General features: G+C 50.5%; 10 protein-coding genes. 8 read left to right on the top strand and 2 right to left on the bottom strand.

Features of this window, described 5'->3' with window-relative positions:
* The first annotated feature begins 313 nt into the window (after positions 1-313).
* The 5 genes from xdhA to J7439_RS20365 all read left to right on the top strand — a co-directional run bounded on the left by xdhA (position 314) and on the right by J7439_RS20365 (position 7,145).
* On the top strand, positions 314-1,789 hold the full coding sequence (gene xdhA / locus J7439_RS20385) for a xanthine dehydrogenase small subunit (protein ID WP_209203835.1): 1,476 nt from the start codon (positions 314-316) through the stop codon (positions 1,787-1,789).
* Positions 1,782-4,115 carry a xanthine dehydrogenase molybdopterin binding subunit gene (xdhB, locus tag J7439_RS20380; protein WP_209203834.1) on the top strand — a complete coding sequence of 778 codons (2,334 nt, stop codon included), beginning with the start codon at positions 1,782-1,784 and terminating at the stop codon, positions 4,113-4,115. The genes xdhA and xdhB overlap by 8 nt, the downstream gene beginning before the upstream one ends.
* An 8-nt stretch (positions 4,116-4,123) precedes the next feature.
* The gene (xdhC, locus tag J7439_RS20375) at positions 4,124-4,987 is read left to right on the top strand and encodes a xanthine dehydrogenase accessory protein XdhC (RefSeq protein ID WP_209203833.1); all 864 of its coding nucleotides are present in this window, start codon (positions 4,124-4,126) and stop codon (positions 4,985-4,987) included.
* Positions 4,988-5,011: 24 nt separating this feature from the next.
* Entirely contained in the window at positions 5,012-5,935 is a 924-nt protein-coding gene (gene yihG / locus J7439_RS20370) for a 1-acylglycerol-3-phosphate O-acyltransferase, YihG family (RefSeq protein ID WP_209203832.1), read from the top strand.
* A 448-nt stretch (positions 5,936-6,383) separates the two neighbouring features.
* Complete coding sequence (locus J7439_RS20365; protein WP_101748183.1) at positions 6,384-7,145, top strand: DeoR/GlpR family DNA-binding transcription regulator; 762 nt, start codon at positions 6,384-6,386, stop codon at positions 7,143-7,145.
* 160 nt (positions 7,146-7,305) lie between these two features.
* Here the strand turns inward: J7439_RS20365 and J7439_RS20360 are convergent, their stop codons facing one another.
* Together J7439_RS20360 and J7439_RS20355 are read right to left on the bottom strand one after the other, a co-directional pair.
* On the bottom strand, positions 7,306-8,010 hold the full coding sequence (locus J7439_RS20360; RefSeq protein WP_209203830.1) for a hypothetical protein: 705 nt from the start codon (positions 8,008-8,010) through the stop codon (positions 7,306-7,308).
* A gap of 749 nt (positions 8,011-8,759) precedes the next feature.
* Positions 8,760-9,887, bottom strand: a complete 1,128-nt coding sequence (locus J7439_RS20355; protein WP_209203828.1) for a hypothetical protein — start codon at positions 9,885-9,887, stop codon at positions 8,760-8,762.
* A 234-nt stretch (positions 9,888-10,121) separates the two neighbouring features.
* On the opposite strand from J7439_RS20355, the gene J7439_RS20350 reads away from it, so the two are divergent.
* The 3 genes from J7439_RS20350 (at position 10,122) to J7439_RS20340 (ending at position 19,681) form a co-directional block, all read left to right on the top strand.
* Positions 10,122-13,400, top strand: a complete 3,279-nt coding sequence (locus tag J7439_RS20350) for a DUF1601 domain-containing protein (RefSeq protein ID WP_209203826.1) — start codon at positions 10,122-10,124, stop codon at positions 13,398-13,400.
* Between the two features lie 235 nt (positions 13,401-13,635).
* A complete protein-coding gene (locus J7439_RS20345) occupies positions 13,636-16,914 on the top strand; it encodes an RAP domain-containing protein (RefSeq protein WP_209203824.1) in 3,279 nt (1,092 codons plus the stop codon).
* Positions 16,915-17,065: 151 nt separating this feature from the next.
* A complete protein-coding gene (locus J7439_RS20340) occupies positions 17,066-19,681 on the top strand; it encodes an RAP domain-containing protein (RefSeq protein ID WP_209203822.1) in 2,616 nt (871 codons plus the stop codon).
* The last annotated feature ends 12 nt before the right edge of the window (positions 19,682-19,693 follow it).

The raw sequence follows: 19,693 nt of genomic DNA, 5'->3' as shown, positions 1-19,693 counted from the left end.
TTGTTGAAAATTTTAAGATCCCGGTCATACGGAAGCAGAGCCTCCCAGATTCAGGTACCTGTATTCTGTCGTGAAAATCTTTATCCAGCCTGGCAAGACTAACAACCTGGATTGGAACAATGCAAATTTCTGACTATATAGTCAATAAAATTCACAGTTGTTAGCTTGCTATTTTCCTGACCAGATAGTCAAATTAATGCAAATTAACAGGCTGGAAATGCCATACAGCGCGCCCAACGAGAGCTTCAGAGTCTGTTGCAAAAGGCCTGTCATGGCATAGAAAGACAAAATAAAAAGAAAAGGACATGCCATCGTGATTCGCTTTCTTCTTAACGATCGGCTCATCGAAGTTGAGGACACCGCTTCAGATACCACGGTTCTTGATTATCTTCGAGGCAACGCTGAAACCAGCTCTGCAAAGCCTGCCACTGAACAGCGTACTGGCACCAAAGAGGGCTGCTGCTCAGGCGACTGTGGCGCATGCACTGTTGTGGTGGGTGAGCCAGAGGGCGATCGGCTGAAATATAATACCATGAACGCCTGTATTGCGCTGCTGCCTTCGCTGCATGGTAAGCAGCTACTGACCGTAGAAGATCTGGCAGGCACGGCCCACCCACAAGATAACCAAAACAACAAGAGCGAGTTACACCCGGTACAACAGGCACTGGTTGACCACCATGGGTCGCAATGTGGTTTCTGTACCCCGGGCATTGTGATGTCGTTATTTGCGCTTCACCATGAACCTCCGGAAAACCAACCGGATGTTCTTGAGGCCCTGGGTGGCAACCTGTGCCGATGCACTGGCTACCGCCCCCTGGTTGATGCCGCTGAGAGCCTGGCCAATGGGCAACCGGATGACAAATTCTTCAGAAACCGGGCAGAAACTTTATCCAGACTACAAACCATAGAACAACGGGGCAGTGTCAGCGGTTACGGTGCATTTATTCCTGCCAGTGAAGATGAGTTTGCCCGGTATCTGGTGGAAAACCCTGACGCCAGAATTCTGGCCGGTGGTACCGATCTTGGGCTCGACGTGACTCAACAGCTGAAGAAAATAAACAAACTGGTATTGGTAAAGAGTATTCCTTCTCTGCAGACCATTCACGAGGAAGACAATGAGCTGGTGATTGGTTCGGCTGTTACTTATCGGAGCCTGAAACCCATATTGACGAAGTACTTTCCTGAGTTTGCGCAGATGCTGGACCGGCTGGGCTCCCAGCAGATACGCAATCAGGGAACCCTGGGCGGTAACATCGGCAACGCCTCGCCCATAGGCGACACTCCCCCTGTGTTACTGGCGCTGGATGCTTCTCTGGATCTTCGTCACGGAGACACCCTCCGCAATATCCCACTGAACCGGTTTTTCCTGGATTACAAAAAGACTGAGCTTAAATCCGGTGAATACATTGCCCGAATCCGTATTCCCACAACCCCTCATCAGTTGAAAGTCTATAAGCTCAGCAAACGCTACGGTGATGACATCTCCACCGTCCTTGCCGCGATCAATCTGGAAACCAGCGACGATGGACACATAACCAGGGCAAGAGTGGCATTGGGTGGCATGGCGGCCATCCCCAGGCGTGCAGACCTGTGTGAGCAGATATTAACGGGATCACCACTGAACCAGGAAACGCTCAGTCAGGCCAAGGCCGCTCTGTGTCAGGAGTTCAGCCCCATGTCCGATGTCCGGGCCAGTAGCGAGTATCGTCTTGTAGCAGCCTGCAATTTGCTGGAGCGTTATTTTATGGAACTGTCTGGCCAGAATGTAAGGATTATCTGTCATGCGTAAACTACCGGATCTGGCCAGTGAACAGCAGCAAAGTCCTAAAAGCGGGAACCGCTCGGCTAAACACGACAGTGCTCATCTGCATGTGACGGGTAAAGCCCTCTATATTGATGATCGTCCGGAAATGGCCAACCAACTGCATGCCGGGTTTGGTCTTTCCACAGAAGCCCATGCAGACATCGTCAGCATCAATTTTGAGGAAGTCTGGAATACGCCCGGTGTTATTGCGGTCATCACCGCAGACGATATTCCGGGCCACAAAGATATTGGCCCTGTCTTTCCGGGCGATATGCTACTGGCCGATGGCCGGGTGGATTATATCGGCCAACCGGTGTTTGCCGTGGCAGCCACCTCCCATAAAGCGGCAAAATTAGCAGCCCGCAAAGCCGTGATTGAATATCGTCCGCTGGATGCCATTCTGGGTATTGATCAGGCCATGGCGCAAAACTCCTTTGTACGGCCTGACCACACCATGAAAAAAGGCGACGCCGGACAGGCCATTGGTAATGCGGATCACCGGCTATCGGGACAGATGTCGAACGGTGGACAGGAGCATTTCTATCTTGAGGGACAGATTGCCAGCGTGATTCCCCTGGAAGACGGTCAGCTCCATGTATATACCTCAAGCCAGCACCCTTCGGAAGTGCAAAAGCTGGTCGCTGAAGTCATTGGCATACCACTGAATAAAGTGGTGGCCGATGTGCGCCGTATGGGCGGTGGTTTCGGTGGCAAGGAGACCCAGGCCGCAGCCCCGGCCTGTATTGCGGCGCTTTTGGCGGTAAAAACCGGCAGACCGGTAAAGTTTCGTATTGATCGACAGCAGGATATGCTCTCTACCGGTAAACGACACCCTTTCCGCCATCGCTATACCGTGGGTTTTGATCAGCAGGGCCTGCTGGCAGGTGTTGATATCGAACTGGCCGGTGATGCCGGGCACTCCCCGGACCTGACCGACGCCATTGTCGACCGGGCCATGTTCCACTCTGATAACGCTTATTATCTCAATAACGCCACCGTGATCGGCCATCGCTGTCGAACCAATACCGCATCCAATACCGCTTTCCGAGGCTTTGGCGGACCCCAGGGGATGCTGGTTATTGAACGGATTATGGACGACATTGCACGTTCAACCGGGCTGGACCCACTGGAGGTTCGCAAGAGAAACCTCTATGGCATCACTGACCGGAATACCACCCATTACCATCAGCGCGTGGAACATAACGTACTGCATGAGGTGATCGGCCAGCTGGAAGAAAGCTCAGACTACTGGCAACGACGGGAAGCCATCCGCGCATATAACCAGCAAAGCCCGGTACTGAAAAAAGGGTTGGCGTTGACACCGGTGAAATTTGGTATCTCTTTTACCGCAAAACATCTGAACCAGGCCGGTGCTCTTGTCCATGTCTATACCGATGGCAGTATTCAGATCAACCATGGTGGTACCGAAATGGGTCAGGGTCTTTATATCAAAGTCGCCCAGATCGTGGCCAACGAGTTCGGTGTTTCTCTGGAACGGGTGCAGGTGACGTCCACCCGCACCGACAAAGTACCCAACACGTCACCCACTGCGGCATCCAGTGGTACCGACCTGAATGGCAAGGCCGCTCAGGATGCCTGCCAGAAAATCCGGGATCGTCTGGTTGACTTTGCCATTGAGCACTATGGCGTCTCAGGGCAGGAAGTGTCATTCCATGATGACGAAGTGCGTCTTGGTGAACGTCAAATGCCGTTTGCCGACTTTATCCAGGCGGCATATCTGAACCGGATTTCCCTATCCAGCAGTGGTTTCTACAGCACGCCGGAAATTCACTACGATCGGGAAACCGCCAGTGGCAGACCGTTTTACTACTTTGCCTGTGGTGCTTCCGTGTCAGAAGTCACCGTGGATACGCTGACCGGTGAGTACAAGGTGGATCGGGTGGACATTCTTCATGATGTGGGCCACTCACTGAACCCGGCGATTGATCGGGGTCAGATTGAAGGCGGTTTTATCCAGGGCATGGGCTGGATGACCACCGAAGAACTGGTATGGGACGACAGTGGACGTTTGCTGAGTAATAACCCCGCCACCTATAAAATCCCGACCATTGAAGATATGCCACCGGTATTTAATGTTGAACTGTTCCAGCAGCCAAACCCGAAACACACCATCTATCACTCCAAGGCGGTAGGGGAGCCACCCTTTATGCTGGGTATGTCGGTGTGGTGTGCCATTCGGGATGCCGTATCCAGCCTTTCGGATTATCAGGTTAATCCACAAATTGATGTGCCTGCCACCCCGGAAAGGGTATTGACGGCCGTCACATCCATAAAAAAGGCAGCGCTATAAAACGTGTGATGGGAGAGGATATGTGGATTGATGCCCTGGCCAGGCTTCAGCAAACCGGCGAGTCCGGTGTACTGGTGACTATTCTGGGGTCAGCAGGTTCTGCCCCCAGAAAATCTGGCAGTAAAATGGTGGTCACGACTGACCAGTGCTTTGATACCATCGGTGGCGGGCAACTGGAATTTCTGCTGATCCAGAAAGCCCGGGAACTGCTGCTTAACCATCACTCAGAGCCAGTTCTGGAGCACTTTCCCCTTGGCCCGAAGCTTGGGCAGTGCTGTGGTGGCAGTGTCAGTGCGCTGCTGGAACCGATCACCACCTGTGGTTTTCATATTGCCCTGTTTGGTGCCGGTCACGTGGGTCATGCGCTGGTGAATGTCCTGGCACCTCTGGATTGCCAGATTACCTGGATCGATAGCCGGGAAGCACTGTTTCCTGAACAGCTGCCGGGAAATGTCCGGGTCTGCATCAGTGATCAGCCGGAGCTGGAGGTAGAAAACCTGCCAGAGTATACGTTTGTTCTGGTGGTCACCCACAACCATCAGCTGGATTTCGCCATTGCCGAAGCAACACTAAAACACGACCAAAGTCGTTGGCTGGGTGTTATTGGCTCAGAAACCAAGGCAAAGCGTTTTCGTCAGCGACTGGAACACAAAGGCAGTTTCTCGCCAGCCCAAATAGAGCATATGCGCTGTCCGGTTGGCCTGGAAAGTGTTGGGGGACGAAAGCCTGCTGAAATAGCCATTGCGATTGCTGCTGAAATTTTATCCATACAGAATGGCAATCGGGGTGAGAACCATAAAAAGCGCGAAGGTATCCCTTGGCAAGGCTTGAAAAAACTCTTACATTCTCAGCAGCATGAAGTTGCCCAATGATAATAACTAACGTGTGTAGATACTATGCTGTCATCTATCCCGGCTTTTCTCAGGGGTTGCCTTTCCGCGAGTGTGCTCGTGATAAACACCCTGATTATGAGCATACCTTTACTGACATTCAGTATTAGTCGTTTTCTGATACCGATCAAACCGTGGCAAAAACTATGTACCCGCCTGTGCATCGCTATTGCTGAGTGCTGGATCAGCATCAACAGTGGCTGGATGAAACTTACCCGGAGGATGCAGTGGCAAATTGCAGGACTGGACAGCCTGCAGAAAGATGAATGGTATCTGGTCACCTGTAACCACCAGTCCTGGGCGGATATTTTGATTGTCCAGCACCTGCTGAACCGCCGAATTCCCATGCTGAAGTTCTTTCTGAAACAGGAGCTGATCTGGGTACCGGTGATCGGGTTATGCTGGTGGGCCCTGGACTTCCCGTTTATGAAACGCTATTCACGGGCCTATCTGGAAAAGCACCCGGAGAAACGCGGTGAAGATCTTAAAGCCACCCGAAAAGCCTGTGAAAAGTTCCGGGATGTTCCGGTATCGGTTTTTAACTTTATTGAAGGAACCCGCTTTACCGATGCCAAACACAAGCAACAGAAGTCGTCTTTTCAACATCTGCTGAAACCACGGGCCGGCGGTGTTGGTTTTGTGCTTGGAGCCATGGATCAACAGCTGCGCACTTTGATTAATATCACCATTGTTTACCAGGACGGAGTGCCATCGTTCTGGGATTTCCTCTGCGGCCGGGGCGATGCCATCAACGTCAGGATTGAAAAACAGATAATTTCTGACGCTTATCTTGGTCGGGATTACAGCAATGATGAGGTATTTCGGGAACAGTGTCAGAACTGGGTGAATGAACTGTGGACTGAAAAGGACCAGCTGATTCTGTCAGTCAAGAAAAACCACACCAGAGCAGTGGCTGTTGAGCATGAGTAAGGAATGGTCCTTAATTAACTTCCCGGTTTATACGTTGAACAAGTTATAAAAGCCTTGCACCACAAAGACACGAAAGCACAAAGGAAGCCTTTTTTGTTTGCTGAGCGTAGCTCAGGCAAGCCCGGAAAAAACCTTCGTGTCTTTGTGCCTTTGTAGTGCCCTTCTGTTAAGGCCTTTCACACTCCCCGGGACTGCGCGAGTCCATGAAAAATTAGCAATAGTTCATCATTCTGGTGATATAATCCCGCGCCAAATGCCCATTGATCGGTCTTCTGCATTCGAGTGCCATCAGTTCATTACCGCACGGTAACGCCCTTCTTACGGGACATTACTTTTCTGAATACTCATCGGAAGCAAGCATCATTACCGTTGGTCGAGTCCTGCGAACCTGATGTGCCAGTTGATCAACAGGGCAAACTGATCATGCTCCATTTAATGAGGAACAACTATGCTTCCGGTTGAACGTCGCGAACATATTCTTGCTTTTGTTGAAGAAAAAGGCTGTGCCAACATCGAAGAAATGGCCGAACGTTTTGATGTCTCCCAAATGACCATCCGTCGTGATATTCGTACCCTGGAGCAAGAAGACAAGCTGCGCGTGACCTATGGCGGAGCTGTGTCCAAAAGCTTCCTGATGGAAGATATCCCTTACGAGAAGAAAAACGCGGTGAATATCGAAGAGAAAAAATCCATCGCCCATGAAGCCCTGAAGCAGATTCGTGAAGGGCAGATCGTTCTGCTGGACTCTGGTACCAGTACAATGGCGCTGGCCAAACTGATGATGCGCATGAAGGTCACCGTAATCACCACTGACCTGAAAATTGCCCTGCAGCTGTCAGACTCTTCAACGGTTAAGGTGTTCACCACCGGTGGTAATGTCAGCGCCATCACCAAGGCGCACACGGATGTTGCTGCCCTGTCATTCCTGGACAGCATTAATGCGGATATCGCCTTCCTGGCCACCAACAGCTGGAGCCTGAACAATGGCGTGACCACGGCATCCAACGATCATTACTACATTCGTCGTAAAATGATGGAACGGGCCAATAAAACTGTTCTGCTGGCGGATTCCAGTAAATTTGGTGCCTCCAGCATGAAAACCATTGCCCGTCTGGAAGAGCTGGATTGCATTATCACCGACAGCAAGTTTGATGAAGAGAATCTGGCCGCGATCCGCGAAGCCGGTGGCAATATCATTCTGCCGTCCTGACCAGAGATCATCTTCCGGGAGCCCTGTGGCTCCCTTTGTCCTCAATTTTCTACCATCCTCGCTACGGGCGCTATTCTCGGTCAGCCTCCTGGTGCAGGACAGCGCTAATACCCATTCTGCCATGAATTCCTTAATGTCTACCCTGAGAGCACTCCCTTATTCACCCTGCTTTAGCGGGGTCTTTGCGAGACTCTCTAAGGCGGCGCTTTCTTTGGTATTCCCTATGGTAATCCCTTTGGTGTTCAACGTAGGCGGGATCTTTGCGAAGTTCCCTTCGGCGCTCCCTTTCGCGCTCCCTTTCATAGTGTACGTAAGCAGGGTCTTTACGACGCGCCTTGATTTTTTCCCTTCGGCGCTCCTTTTCGCGCTGGGCGTAAGCGGGATCATTATGGTAGCGCGCCCTTTGACGAGCCTTGATACGTTCTGCGTAAGCGGGATCATTCTTGTAGCGCTCCCTTTGGCGATCCTTTTCACGTTGTCTGTAAGCAGGGTCTTTGCGAAGCGCCTTTTTGTTCTTCCTTGAGCGCTCCCTTTCGCGCTGTGCGAAAGCGGGATCATTCTGGTAGCGCTCCCTTTGACGACTCTTTTTGCGTTCTGCGTAAGCGGGATTATTCTTACAGTGTTCCCTCTGGTACGCCCTTGGGTGTTCACCGTTTGCGGGATCTTTGCGAAGCTCTTTTTTGCGTTCCCTTTCGCGCTGTGCGTATACGGGATCATCCCGGTAGCACTTCCCTTGACGTGGCCTTTGGCGTTTTACGTAAACGGGGTCATTCTGGTACTGATTACTTTGACGTTCAATTAGTAATGAGCAACTTTCGTCAGGCTTCTTACCACTTAACCCGGCTATATTGTCTGATGGCTCCATTTCATACTCTGCGGTGGTCTGAGTTTGGTTTTCGTTATGATGAAAAGAGTACGCCGATAAGCCTGGCAGGGATGATTGACCTAAACCTAAAATTGACTGGATCGAAAAACGTTCATTATCCGGAATATATCCAGGGGCAGGTGTATCATTCTGGGCGTCTGTCCTGGCTGGTAAGTGAACCGGATGATCTTTTGTAGCATGGCTGACAACGATTACTACCGACCTTTTTTTAAAATGGGGATTAAGAAATGGATTATGAAAAGGCACCGTTGGCGGCTGAAAGTGATTTTCAGTCATCTCATCAGTACACATGGGACATAGAAAAGAGTCTGCTTCTGCAACACCACGGAAGAAGGCATGCCCTGATGCAGCAGATTCAGAAAAAGTGACATCCCGGACAGAAGAAAATCGATCAGAATCTGCCTGTAATTGAACATAAGAAATAGGACTATGCATTAAATTATTGAATTTGGGTAATTGGCCTTTAGCTTAAGATCAATTCCTCTTGTAAAAGTTCCTCCTTTAACGCAACCCATTCAATATTTTGTGTAATCTGACCACTGTACACGACAATTCTCAGTCTATTCCTCAATCTCTGCCATATTGAGTCGAACCTGAAGTAACCTGCTTCTAGAATACTACCTGCCGGCAGACAGGTTGTACTAAAACCCTTATTGTTAACAACTTGCATAAAATCCAGACAAAAAGAAGCCGCAGCTTCTTCAGAACCATTCGTAAGGGTGAAAGTCTCATACTGACAAGTACCATGGATCTACTTTATTAGGAAATGGGAAGACATGGGCCTTGATGACTTTATCAATTCCGCCAGTTTCTTCTTTCAGAATATGCCGGTACGTTTTGAACTTCTCTTTAGCCTTTGGACTATTTTCACCGTACGACAGATCAAAGGCTTTCTTCAGGTGCTCTGCCGCATGGTAAAAGTCGATAATTTCATGACCTTCAGGTAAATCGCTGGAGAGATATGTCCAGTTGTCTTTGGCTCCATCTGCGACTTTCACCAATGTCAGACCCGGCTTTTGTTCAAGGACCTTATTCAGGTGATTCTTGATGGACTGTTTCAATGTCTCCTTTTTGCTCTCGGGCATTCGCCCCATCCTTATGGTGGATAGACGATTACCCAGATCATCATAAAACGACAGCGTCCCACAACTGGCTTCCTGACAACCCGCAGGGCCTCTGGTACGCTTGCCTTCAGCTGCTCCCTTGTCCCGTTTTTCCTGACGCTTTCCGTCCTTCATAGGCAGCATTACACCATCAAGAGAGGCCGCTACCGTCACAGCATTGGCTGGAACCTGAAAGTTGTCTGCCAGAATATACTCAAAAGGTTCAAGATACTGTTCCCACCGTTCACTGAGTTTTGCAGGAAGACGAGCCAAAGTACTGGCCGACGGTTTCATATTTCCCAGCAACTCAAGAAGGCTTGCAACTTCGGTTGGTGGCAACTGAGCTACCATCCATGCCGCTTGCTTTGCCGCCCTGGGTAACCAGAACCCTTCAACAATCCCTGCCTGGAGTTCCAGGGGGACTATACATTTGCTTCCTGAGCCGGATCGATACAGGGTTCGCTTTACTCGGACAGGGCCAGCAGCAGATTGGTATGTCTGATGATTTTGAGCCACCCTGCGATAAACGGTGCCCTTGACCTCAATAGAAGGTTCATTGACGTCCAGTTTTTGGAGGTCTTCAGAGAGAATCTCCTGTTCTGCAAGAGCCATGAGGTTATGCAGTTCATTTTCGTAATCCTCCCAGTGGAGCTCATGGCATGACTGGCGAAGAAGAGATAACCGATGTTGCAGCATCTCGATTGCAGGGCAGTGATTACTAGCGGGAATGGTCAGTGGGTGACATACTTTCATGGAGGGCGGCCTCTCGCAGATGATTCTTTTGTCATATGAAAATCATAGCTGCGTTTGGTTGCCTTTCTTGTTCGGGTATTTTGGCTCTGGGACGTAAATTCTATGCTCCAGGGTCTGTAGTTGTGCTCAGTATGAGACTTTCACCCTTACATTTATCAACATTCCACCGAAATGAACTTCTGAACAGAACAGCAGTCTGCTTTTTATATTCTCATGAATTAATGAAATATAATTATGGATAGAAGCTCTGCTGGTATTAGTGGTCAATACGCAAGATCAGGCAATGATGACAACCAACCGGATTACCAGGCCACTTCTTCACGGCGTGGACGATATAGATATACCACAGTCAGACAATGGGATACCCCCATCCGCACTGCCCCGGGGCGTCATGAGTTTTACCATGCTTCTTTCAAACGCTCTTCTCAACATCTAAAGAACCGTTCAGTAAACCCTGCTCAGGATTTTAATGCTCTCACCAGACAGAAAATAATGGATCGCCTGGTGAATAAATCTTATCGTTTTGGTGATCGCTATAATGGGAGACATCACGGTCAATATGCCAGCTTAATTAAAAAATACACGTCAGCTGCTAAAAGACCGTTGAATCGTGCGGAACAAAGCCAGCTGATGCGTTTGTTGGAAAATTTTACCGCAACACGGAGCTGGAATTGGCTAAGCCTGACGACAACATTTCATTCATTGACTTCAGCGGGTGTTTTTACCCCTCATAACCCCATGGATGGGCGTGTTAAGCGCACTCAAGCTGCCTTAATGACAACGCTACTGGATGCAATCATATTCAAGTGCAACCAAAAACCTGAAGCCGGGGATATTGATGCCCAGGGAATCGCCAACCTGCTGTGGGCCATGGCAAAACTGGTAGACAGCGGGCAGGAGCGAACACCAGGGCTCAACGAGGCTGTGACCGCACTGTTGCCCCACATGAACGCACAGAAAAACCAATTTATTCCTCAGCATATTGCCAACCTGCTGTGGGCCATGGCGAAACTGGTGGACAACGGGCAGGAACAGACGCCAGAACTCAATGAGGCCGTGGCCAGGTTATTGGCCGATGTGAACGAACATAAAGCTAACTTTAATCCACAGGAAATCGCCAACCTGCTGTGGGCCATGGCGAAACTGGTGAGCAATGGGCAGAAGCGAATACTAGAATTCAACGAGGCCATGGCATCCTTGTTGCCCCTCGTGAACGCACAGAAAGACCAATTTATTCCTCAACATATCGCCAACCTGCTATGGGCCATGGCGAAACTGGTGGACAACGGGCCAAAGCAGACACCAGGGTTCAAAGGGGCCGTAGCCACGCTGTTGCCCCTCGTGAACGCACAGAAAGACCAATTTAATGCCCAGGGCATTGCCAACCTACTGTGGGCCATGGCAAAACTGGTGGACAACGGGTACGAACAGACACCAGATCTCAACAAGGCCGTGGCCGCGTTGTTGTCCCACGTGAAAGCACAGAAAGACCAATTTAATAGCCAGGGCATTACCAACCTGCTGTGGGCCATGGCGAAACTGGAGGACAACGGGTACGAACAGACACCAGATCTCAACAAGGCCGTGGCCGCGCTGTTGCCCCACGTGAACGCAAAAAAAACGCAATTTATTCCTCAGCATATCGCCAACCTGCTGTGGGCCATGGCAAAACTCGTGGACCACGGGCAGGAGCGCACACCAGGGCTCAACAAGGCCGTGGCCATGTTGCTGCCCTACGTGAACGCACAGAAAGCTAACTTTAAACGACAGGAAATCGCCAACATGCTGTGGGCTATGGCGAAACTGGTGGACAACAGGCAAAAGCGAACACCAGGGCTCAACGAGGCGGTGGCCGCTCTATTGCCTCACTTGAACGCACAGAAAGGTAACTTTAAACCACAGGATATCGCCAACCTGCTGTGGGCCATGGCAAAACTGGTGGACAAGGGGCAGGAGCAAACACCAGTGCTCAAAGAGGCTGTGGCCACACTGTTGCCCCACGTGAACGCAAAAAAAAACCAATTTATTCCTCAGCATATCGCCAACCTGCTGTGGGCCATGGCAAAACTGGTGAGCAAGGGGCAAGAGCGAACACGAGGGCTCAACAAGGCCGTGGCCGCGCTGTTGCCCTACGTAAACGCACATAAAGACCAGTTTACTCCTCCGCATATCGCCAACCTGCTGTGGGCGATGGCGAAATTGCTGGACAACGGGCAAGATAGGACTCCAGAGCTTACAGAGGCCGTGGCCGCACTGTTGCCCCACGTGAACGCACAGAAAGATAACTTTAAACCGCAGGGTATCGCCAACCTGCTGTGTGCCATGGCGAAACTGGTGAATAGCGGGCAGGAGCGGACATCAGACTTTAACGAAGCCGTGGCTGCGCTGTTGCCTCACCTGAACGCAGGGAAGCACCAATTTAATGCCCAGGGAATCGCCATCCTGCTGTGGGCCATGGCGAAGCTGGTGGACAAAGGGCAGGAGCGAACACCAGAGTTTAACGGGGCCGTAGCCGCGCTGTTGCCACAGGTCAACAAAGAGAAAGCTAACTTTAAACCACAGGAAATCGCCAACCTGCTGTGGGCCATGGCGAAACTGGTGGACAGCGGGGAGTGGACATCGGCGCTCAACGAGGCCGTGGCCGCACTATTGCGCCACGTGAACACACAGAAAGCTGACTTTAAGCCAAAGGAAATCGCCAATCTGCTGTGGGCCCCGGCGAAACTGGGTGAGTTCGTTGAGCTGAACGTGGTGACCTCTACGTTTGCATCGCTTGTTTACCGAATCAGTGAAAACCCTCAGCTCTCACAGCAAGACCTATTGATTTCTCTCTGGGGAGTCATGGTTTGCTGTGCCAGGTTGTCTCTGAACTCTAAAAACAATAACTGGCTTGAAAAGCACATGGATGACCTGTTTACTCGTGTGGAAAATACATTCCTGCACAATGAAGAGGATCAACGCATCATTGCCATGGCCGCCAGTTGGCTTGGGAGAGCGTGCCCGGTCGTCCCCCGTTACCCGACTGCCAGGTCAAAACCTCAATCCGAGGTCTGCCATCTACTCCAATCATACTTTCCCTCTTTGCGGATTGAAGAAGAAAAGAGTCTGAATTCATTACCTCCGGTTGACCTGCTCTTGCCAGATCACAACATAGTAATTGAAGTTCAGGGACCGTCCCATTACGTGGGTGGTGATTTCAACACCAGGAATGGTTCGACGCTGCTGAAAATCGCACTGTTGCAAAAAGCAGGATTTGAGGTCATTGACATTCCGGTTAACAGGCTTTTGAATCAGGATTTAATGAAACCATACATTGATCAAATAAAAACCAGGACAGGGATCCCGCCACAGGGGCATGGCTCTGTATCACTTAAAAGAAGGTGGGCAGATTCGGCATACGTTACTGCTGATAAAGGCAGGCAGCCGACAGATCACGGTTACATAACCGCCGAAGAACAGTTAGAAGAACCAACCGGCAAACCAGCCAAGAGGAAGAGAAAAAACAACCAGTAATTCCCTCCTTCTGACGACCCGGGAACAGTTTTCTTATTCCAGGAAAGTTCTACCAGCGTTGAAGACCTGTTACCCCTGAATTTTGCCCCGGATGTTTTGAAGATAACGAATTGGTGGCATCAGGAGCAGATGCGTTTCTCCAACTGCTTACATTTATCAACATTCCAACAAAATGAACTTCTGAACAGAACAGCAGTCTGCTTTTTATATTCTCATGAATTAATGAAATATAGTCATGGATAGAAGCTCTGCCGGTATCAGTGGTCAATACGCAAGATCAGGCAATGATGACAACCAACCGGATTACCAGGCCGCTTCTTCACGGCGTGGACGTTATAGATATGCCACAGTCAGACAATGGGATAACCCCCACCCTACTGCTTCGGTGCGTCATGAATTTTACCATTCTTCTGTCACACGCTCTTCTCAACATCTACAGTACCGTTCAGTAAACCCTGCTCAAGATTTTAATGCGCTCATCAAACAGGAAATAATGGATGATCTGGTGAGTAAATCTTATCGTTTCGGTCATCGCTATGATGGGAGGCATCATGGTCGATATGCCAGTTCAATTAAAAAATACACGTCATCTGCTAAAAGACCGTTAAATCGAGCGGAACAAAGCCAGCTGATGCGTTTGCTGCAAAATTTCACAGCAACGCGGAACTGGAATTGGCGAAGCCTGACGACAACACTTCATTCATTGACTTCAGCGGGTGTTTTTACCCCTCTTAAACCCTTGGATGAGCGTGCCAAACTTACTCAAACTGCCTTATTGTCAACACTGCTTGATGCAATAATATTCAAGTGCAACCAAAAACCTGAAGCCAGGGATATTGATGCCCTGGGAATCGCCAACCTGCTGTGGGCCATGGCAAAACTGGTAGACAGCGGGCAGGAGCGAACACCAGGGCTCAACGAGGCTGTGGCCGCACTGTTGCCCCACATAAACGCACAAAAGGACCAATTTACTCCTCAGCATATTGCCAACCTGCTGTGGGCCATGGCGAAACTGGTGGACAACGGGCGGAAGCAGACACCAGGGCTCAAAGGGGCCGTAGCCGTGCTGTTGCCCCTCGTGAACGCACAGAAAGACCAATTTAATGCCCAGGGTATTACCAATCTGCTGTGGGCCATGGCAAAACTGGTGGACAACAGACAGGAGCGGACACCAGGGCTCAAAGAGGCCGTGGCTGAGCTGTTGCCTCACGTGAACGCAGGGAAGGACCAATTTAATGCCCAGGGAATCGTCAACCTGCTGTGGGCCATGGCCAAACTGGTAGACAATGGGCAGGAGCGAACACCAGAGTTCAATGAGGCCGTGGCCGCGCTTTTGCCCCACGTGATCGCACAGAAAGCTAACTGTAAACCACAGGAAATCGCCAACCTTCTGTGGGCCATGGCAAAACTGGTGGACAACGGGCAGGAACAAACACCAGAACTCAACGAGGCCGTGGCCGCGCTGTTGCCCCGCGTGAACGCACAGAAAGCTAACTTTAAACCACAGGAAATCGCCAACTTGCTCTGGGCCACAGCGAAACTGGTGGAAAAAGGGAAGGAGTGGACACCACAGCTCAAAGAGGCCGTGGCCACGCTGTTGCCCTTCGTGAACGCACAGAAAGCTAACTTTAAACCACAGGAAATCGCCAACTTGCTCTGGGCCACAGCGAAACTGGTGGAAAAAGGGAAGGAGTGGACACCGCAGCTCAAAGAGGCCGTGGCCGTGCTGTTGCCACAAGTGAACCCGGAGAAAGCTAACTTTAAACCACAGGAAATCGCCAACCTGCTGTGGGCCATGGCGAAACTACTGGACAACGGGCAGGTTAGGACACCAGAGCTTAAAGAGGCCGTGGCCGCGCTGTTGCCACACGTGAACGCACAGAAAGATAACTTTACACCACAGGCTATCGCCAACCTGCTGTGGGCCATGGCGAAACTGGTGGATAGCGGGCAGGAGCGGACACCAGAGTTTAACGAGGCCGTGGCTGCGCTGCTGCAACATGTGAACGTACAGAAAGACCTGTTTAATGCCCAGCATATCGCCAACCTGCTGTGGGCCATGGCGAAACTGGTGGACAACGGGCAGGAGCGGACACCAGAGTTTAACGAGTCCGTGGCTGCGCTGTTGCCTCAGGTGAACGCAGCGAAGGACCAATTTAATGCCCAGGGAGTCGCCAACCTGCTGTGGGCCATGGCGAAACTGGTGGACAACGGTGAGCGGACATCAGAGCTCAACGAGGCCGTGACCGCGCTATTGCGCCACGTGAACACACAGAAAGCTAACTTTAAACCTCAGGGTATCACCAACCTGCTGTGGGCCATGGCAAAACTGCTGGACAATGGCGAGGAGCGGACAACAGAGTTCAATGAGGCCGTGGCCGAGCTGTTACCCCACGTGAACGCACAGAAAGCTAATTTTACAACACAGGGTATCGCCAACCTGCTGTGGTCCATGGGAAAACTGGTGGACAACGGGCAAGAGCGGACAACAGAGTTCAATGAGGCCGTGGTCGGGCTGCTGCCCTACGTGAACCCACAGAAAGCTAACTTTAAACCACAGGAAATCGTCAATCTGCTCTGGGCCATGGCAAAACTGGTGGACAGCGGGCAGGAGCAGACACCAGAACTCAATGAGGCCGTGGCCGCGCTGTTACCCCACGTGAACGCACAGAAAGCTAACTTTAAACCACAGGAAATCGGCAATCTGCTGTGGGCCACGGCGAAACTGGGTGAGTTCGTTGAGCTGAACGTGATGACCCCTATGTTCGAATCGCTTGTTTACCGAATCAGTAAAAACCCTCAGCTCTCACAGCAAGAAATATTGATGTCTCTCTGGGGAGTAATGGTTTGCTGTGCCAGATTGTCTCTGGACTCCAATAACAATAACTGGCTTGAAAAGCACATGGATGACCTGTTTACTCGCCTGGAAAATCCATTCCCAAACAATGAAGAGGAACAATCCGTTATTACCATGGCCGCAAGTTGGCTTGGGAGATCATGCCCGTTCGTCCCCCATTACCAGACAGTCAGGTCAAAATCTCAAGCCGACTTCCGCGATCAACTCCAATTATGCTTTCCCTCTTTGCGGATTGAAGAAGAAAAGAGTCTGAATTCATTACCTCCGGTTGACCTGCTCCTGCCAGATCACAACATAGTGATTGAAGTTCAGGGACCGTCTCATTACGTGGGTGGTGATTTCAACACCAGGAATGGTTCGACTCTGCTGAAAATCGCACTGTTGCAAAAAGCAGGTTTTGAGGTCATTGAAATCCCAATTAACATGCTTTGGAACCGGAATTCAATGAAACGATGTATTGATCAAATAAAGGCCAGGGTAGACATCTCGTCACAACGTCATGGCTCTGTATCACTTAAAAGAAGGTGGGCAGATGAGGCATACGTTACAGCTGATAAAGGCAGGCAACCCTCAGATCATGGTTACTTAACCGCCGAAGAACATTCAAAAGAGCAAACCGGCAAACCAGGAAAGAGGAAGAAAACAACCAGCCAGTAATCCTCTCCCTTCGACCCAGGAACCGTTTTCACATTCCAGGAAAGTTCTACCAACGTTGAAGACCTGTTGTCCCTGAATTTAGCCCCAAATGAACTTCTGAACAGAACAGCAGTCTGCTTTTTATATTATCATGAATTAATGAAATATAGTTATGGATAGAAGTTCTGCTGGTATCAGTGGTCAATACGCAAGATCAGGCAATAATTACAACCAATCGAATGGCCAGGCCACTTCTTCACGGCGTGGACGATATAGATATGCCACAGTCAGACAATGGGATAGCCCATCCCGCACTGCCCCCGGGTGTAATGAATTTCACCATTCTTCTTTCACACGCTCTTCTCAACATTTACAGTACCGTTCAGTAAACCCTGCTCAAAATTTTAATGCGCTCATCGAACAGGAAATAATGGATGACCTGGTGAGTAAATCGGATCGTTTCGGTCATCGCTATGATGGGAGAGATCACGGCGTGTATGCCAGTTCAATTAAAAAATACACGTCAGCGTCTAAAAGACCGTTAAATCGAGCGGAACAAAGCCAGCTGATGCGTTTGCTGCAAAATTTTACTGCAACACGGAGCTGGAATTGGCGAAGCCTGACGACCACACTTCACTCATTGACTTCAGCGGGTGTTTTTACCGCCCATAACCCCATAGATAAGCGTGTCAAGCATACTCAAGTTGCCTTATTGTCAACACTACTTGATGCAATAATATTCAAGTGCAACCAAAAACCTGAAGCCACCTATGTTAGAGCCCAGGAAATCGCCAACCTGCTGTGGGCCATGGCGAAACTGGTAGACAGCGGGCAGGAGCGGATACCAGGGCTCAACGAGGCTGTGGCCGCACTGTTGCCCCACATGAACACACAGAAGGACCAATTTATTCCTCAGCATATCGCCAACCTGTTGTGGGCCATGGCGAAACTGGTGGACAACGGGCAGGAACAGACGCCAGAACTCAATGAGGCCGTGGCCAGGTTATTGGCCAATGTGAACGCACAGAAAGGTAACTTTAAACCACAGGAAATTACCAACCTGCTCTGGGCCATGGCGAAACTGGTGGACAACGGGCAGGAGCAAACACCGATACTAAGCAGAGCCGAGGCCGTACTGTTGCCCCATGTGAGCGCACAGAAGGCTAACTTTATACCACAGGGTATCGCCAACCTGCTTTGGGCCATGGCGAAACTGGTGGACAACGGGCAAAAGCGAACACCAGAGTTCAACGAAGCGTTGGCTGCGCTGTTGCCCCACGTGAGTGCACAGAAAGCAAACTTTACACCACAGGGTATCGCCAACCTGCTGTGGGCCATGGCAAAACTGGTGGACAACGGGCAGGAGCAGACACCAGGGCTCAATGAGGCCGTGGCAGCGTTGTTGCCCCACGTGAACACACAGAAAGCTCACTTTAAACCACAGGAAATCGCCAGCCTGCTATGGGCCATGGCGAAACTGGTGGACAACGGGCAGGAGCAGACACCAGGGCTCAACAAGGCTATAGTCGCCCTGCTACCCCACGTGAACATACATAAAGCTCACTTTAAACCACAGGAAATCGCCAACCTGCTCTGGGCAACGGCGAAACTGGTGGACAACGGGCAGGAGTGGACACTGCAGCTCAAAGAGGCCGTGGCCGTGCTGTTGCCACAAGTGAACCCAGAGAAAGCTCACTTTAAACCACAGGAAATCGCCAACCTGCTGTGGGCCATGGCGAAACTACTGGACAACGGGCAGGATACACCAAAGCTTAAAGAGACCGTGGCCGCGCTGTTGCCACGCGTCAACACGGAGAAAGCTAACTTTAAACCACAGGAAATCGCCAACCTGCTGTGGGCCATGGCGAAACTGGTGGGCAACGGGGAGTGGACATCAGAGCTCAACGAGGCCGTGGCCACGCTATTGCGCCACGTGAACACACAGAAAGCTAACTTTAAACCAAAGGAAATCGCCAATCTGCTGTGGGCCACAGCGAAACTGGGTGAGTTCGTTGAGCTGAACCTGGTGACCTCTATGCTCGAATCGCTTGTTTACCGAATCAGTGAACACCCTCAGCTCTTACAGCAAGACCTATTGATGTCTCTCTGGGGAGTCATGGTTTGCTGTGCCAGATTGTCTCTGGACTCCAATAACAATAACTGGCTTGAAAAGCACATGGATGAGCTGTTTGCTCGTCTGGAAAATACATCCTCAGACAATGAAGAGGAGCAACGCATCATTGCCATGGCCGCCAGTTGGCTTGGGAGAGCGTGTCCAGTCGTCCCCAATTACCCGACAAACATTTCAAAAATCCAGGCCGACTTTCGCAATCAACTCCAATCATGCATTCCCTCTTTGCAGATTGAAGAAGAAAAGAGTCTGAACTCATTGCCTCCGGTTGACCTGCTACTGCCGGATCACAACATGGTGATTGAAGTTCAGGGGCCCTCTCATTACGTGGGTGGTGATTTCAACACCAGGAATGGTTCGACGCTGCTGAAAATCGCACTGTTGCAAAAAGCAGGATTTGAGGTCATTGAAATTCCGGCTAACAGGCTCTTGACTCAGGATTCAATGAAACCATGTAATGATCAAATAAAGTCCAGGATAGGCTTCCCGCCACAGGGGCATGGCTCTGTATCACTTAAAAGAACGTGGACAGATGCGGCATACGTTACTGCTGATAAAGGCAGGCAACCCACAGAGCACGGTTACTTAACCGCTGAAAAACAGTTAGAAGAACAAACCGGCAAACCAGCCAAGAGGAAGAGAAAAAACAGCCAGTAACCCCCCCCTCCC

The sequence above is a fragment of the Salinisphaera sp. G21_0 genome, from assembly GCF_017744115.1.
Classification (GTDB): domain Bacteria; phylum Pseudomonadota; class Gammaproteobacteria; order Pseudomonadales; family Endozoicomonadaceae; genus Endozoicomonas.
This window is presented reverse-complemented; position numbering and strand designations above follow the sequence as displayed.

Excerpts from the sequence above, each read along its gene's own strand:
- J7439_RS20345 (WP_209203824.1), top strand. The coding sequence starts at position 13,636 with ATGGATAGAAGCTCTGCCGGTATCAGTGGTCAATACGCAAGATCAGGC.
- J7439_RS20365 (WP_101748183.1), top strand. The coding sequence starts at position 6,384 with ATGCTTCCGGTTGAACGTCGCGAACATATTCTTGCTTTTGTTGAAGAA.
- J7439_RS20350 (WP_209203826.1), top strand. The coding sequence starts at position 10,122 with ATGGATAGAAGCTCTGCTGGTATTAGTGGTCAATACGCAAGATCAGGC.
- xdhC (WP_209203833.1), top strand. The coding sequence starts at position 4,124 with ATGGGAGAGGATATGTGGATTGATGCCCTGGCCAGGCTTCAGCAAACC.
- yihG (WP_209203832.1), top strand. The coding sequence starts at position 5,012 with ATGCTGTCATCTATCCCGGCTTTTCTCAGGGGTTGCCTTTCCGCGAGT.
- J7439_RS20355 (WP_209203828.1), bottom strand. The coding sequence starts at position 9,887 with ATGAAAGTATGTCACCCACTGACCATTCCCGCTAGTAATCACTGCCCT.
- xdhB (WP_209203834.1), top strand. The coding sequence starts at position 1,782 with ATGCGTAAACTACCGGATCTGGCCAGTGAACAGCAGCAAAGTCCTAAA.
- J7439_RS20340 (WP_209203822.1), top strand. The coding sequence starts at position 17,066 with ATGGATAGAAGTTCTGCTGGTATCAGTGGTCAATACGCAAGATCAGGC.
- J7439_RS20360 (WP_209203830.1), bottom strand. The coding sequence starts at position 8,010 with ATGGAGCCATCAGACAATATAGCCGGGTTAAGTGGTAAGAAGCCTGAC.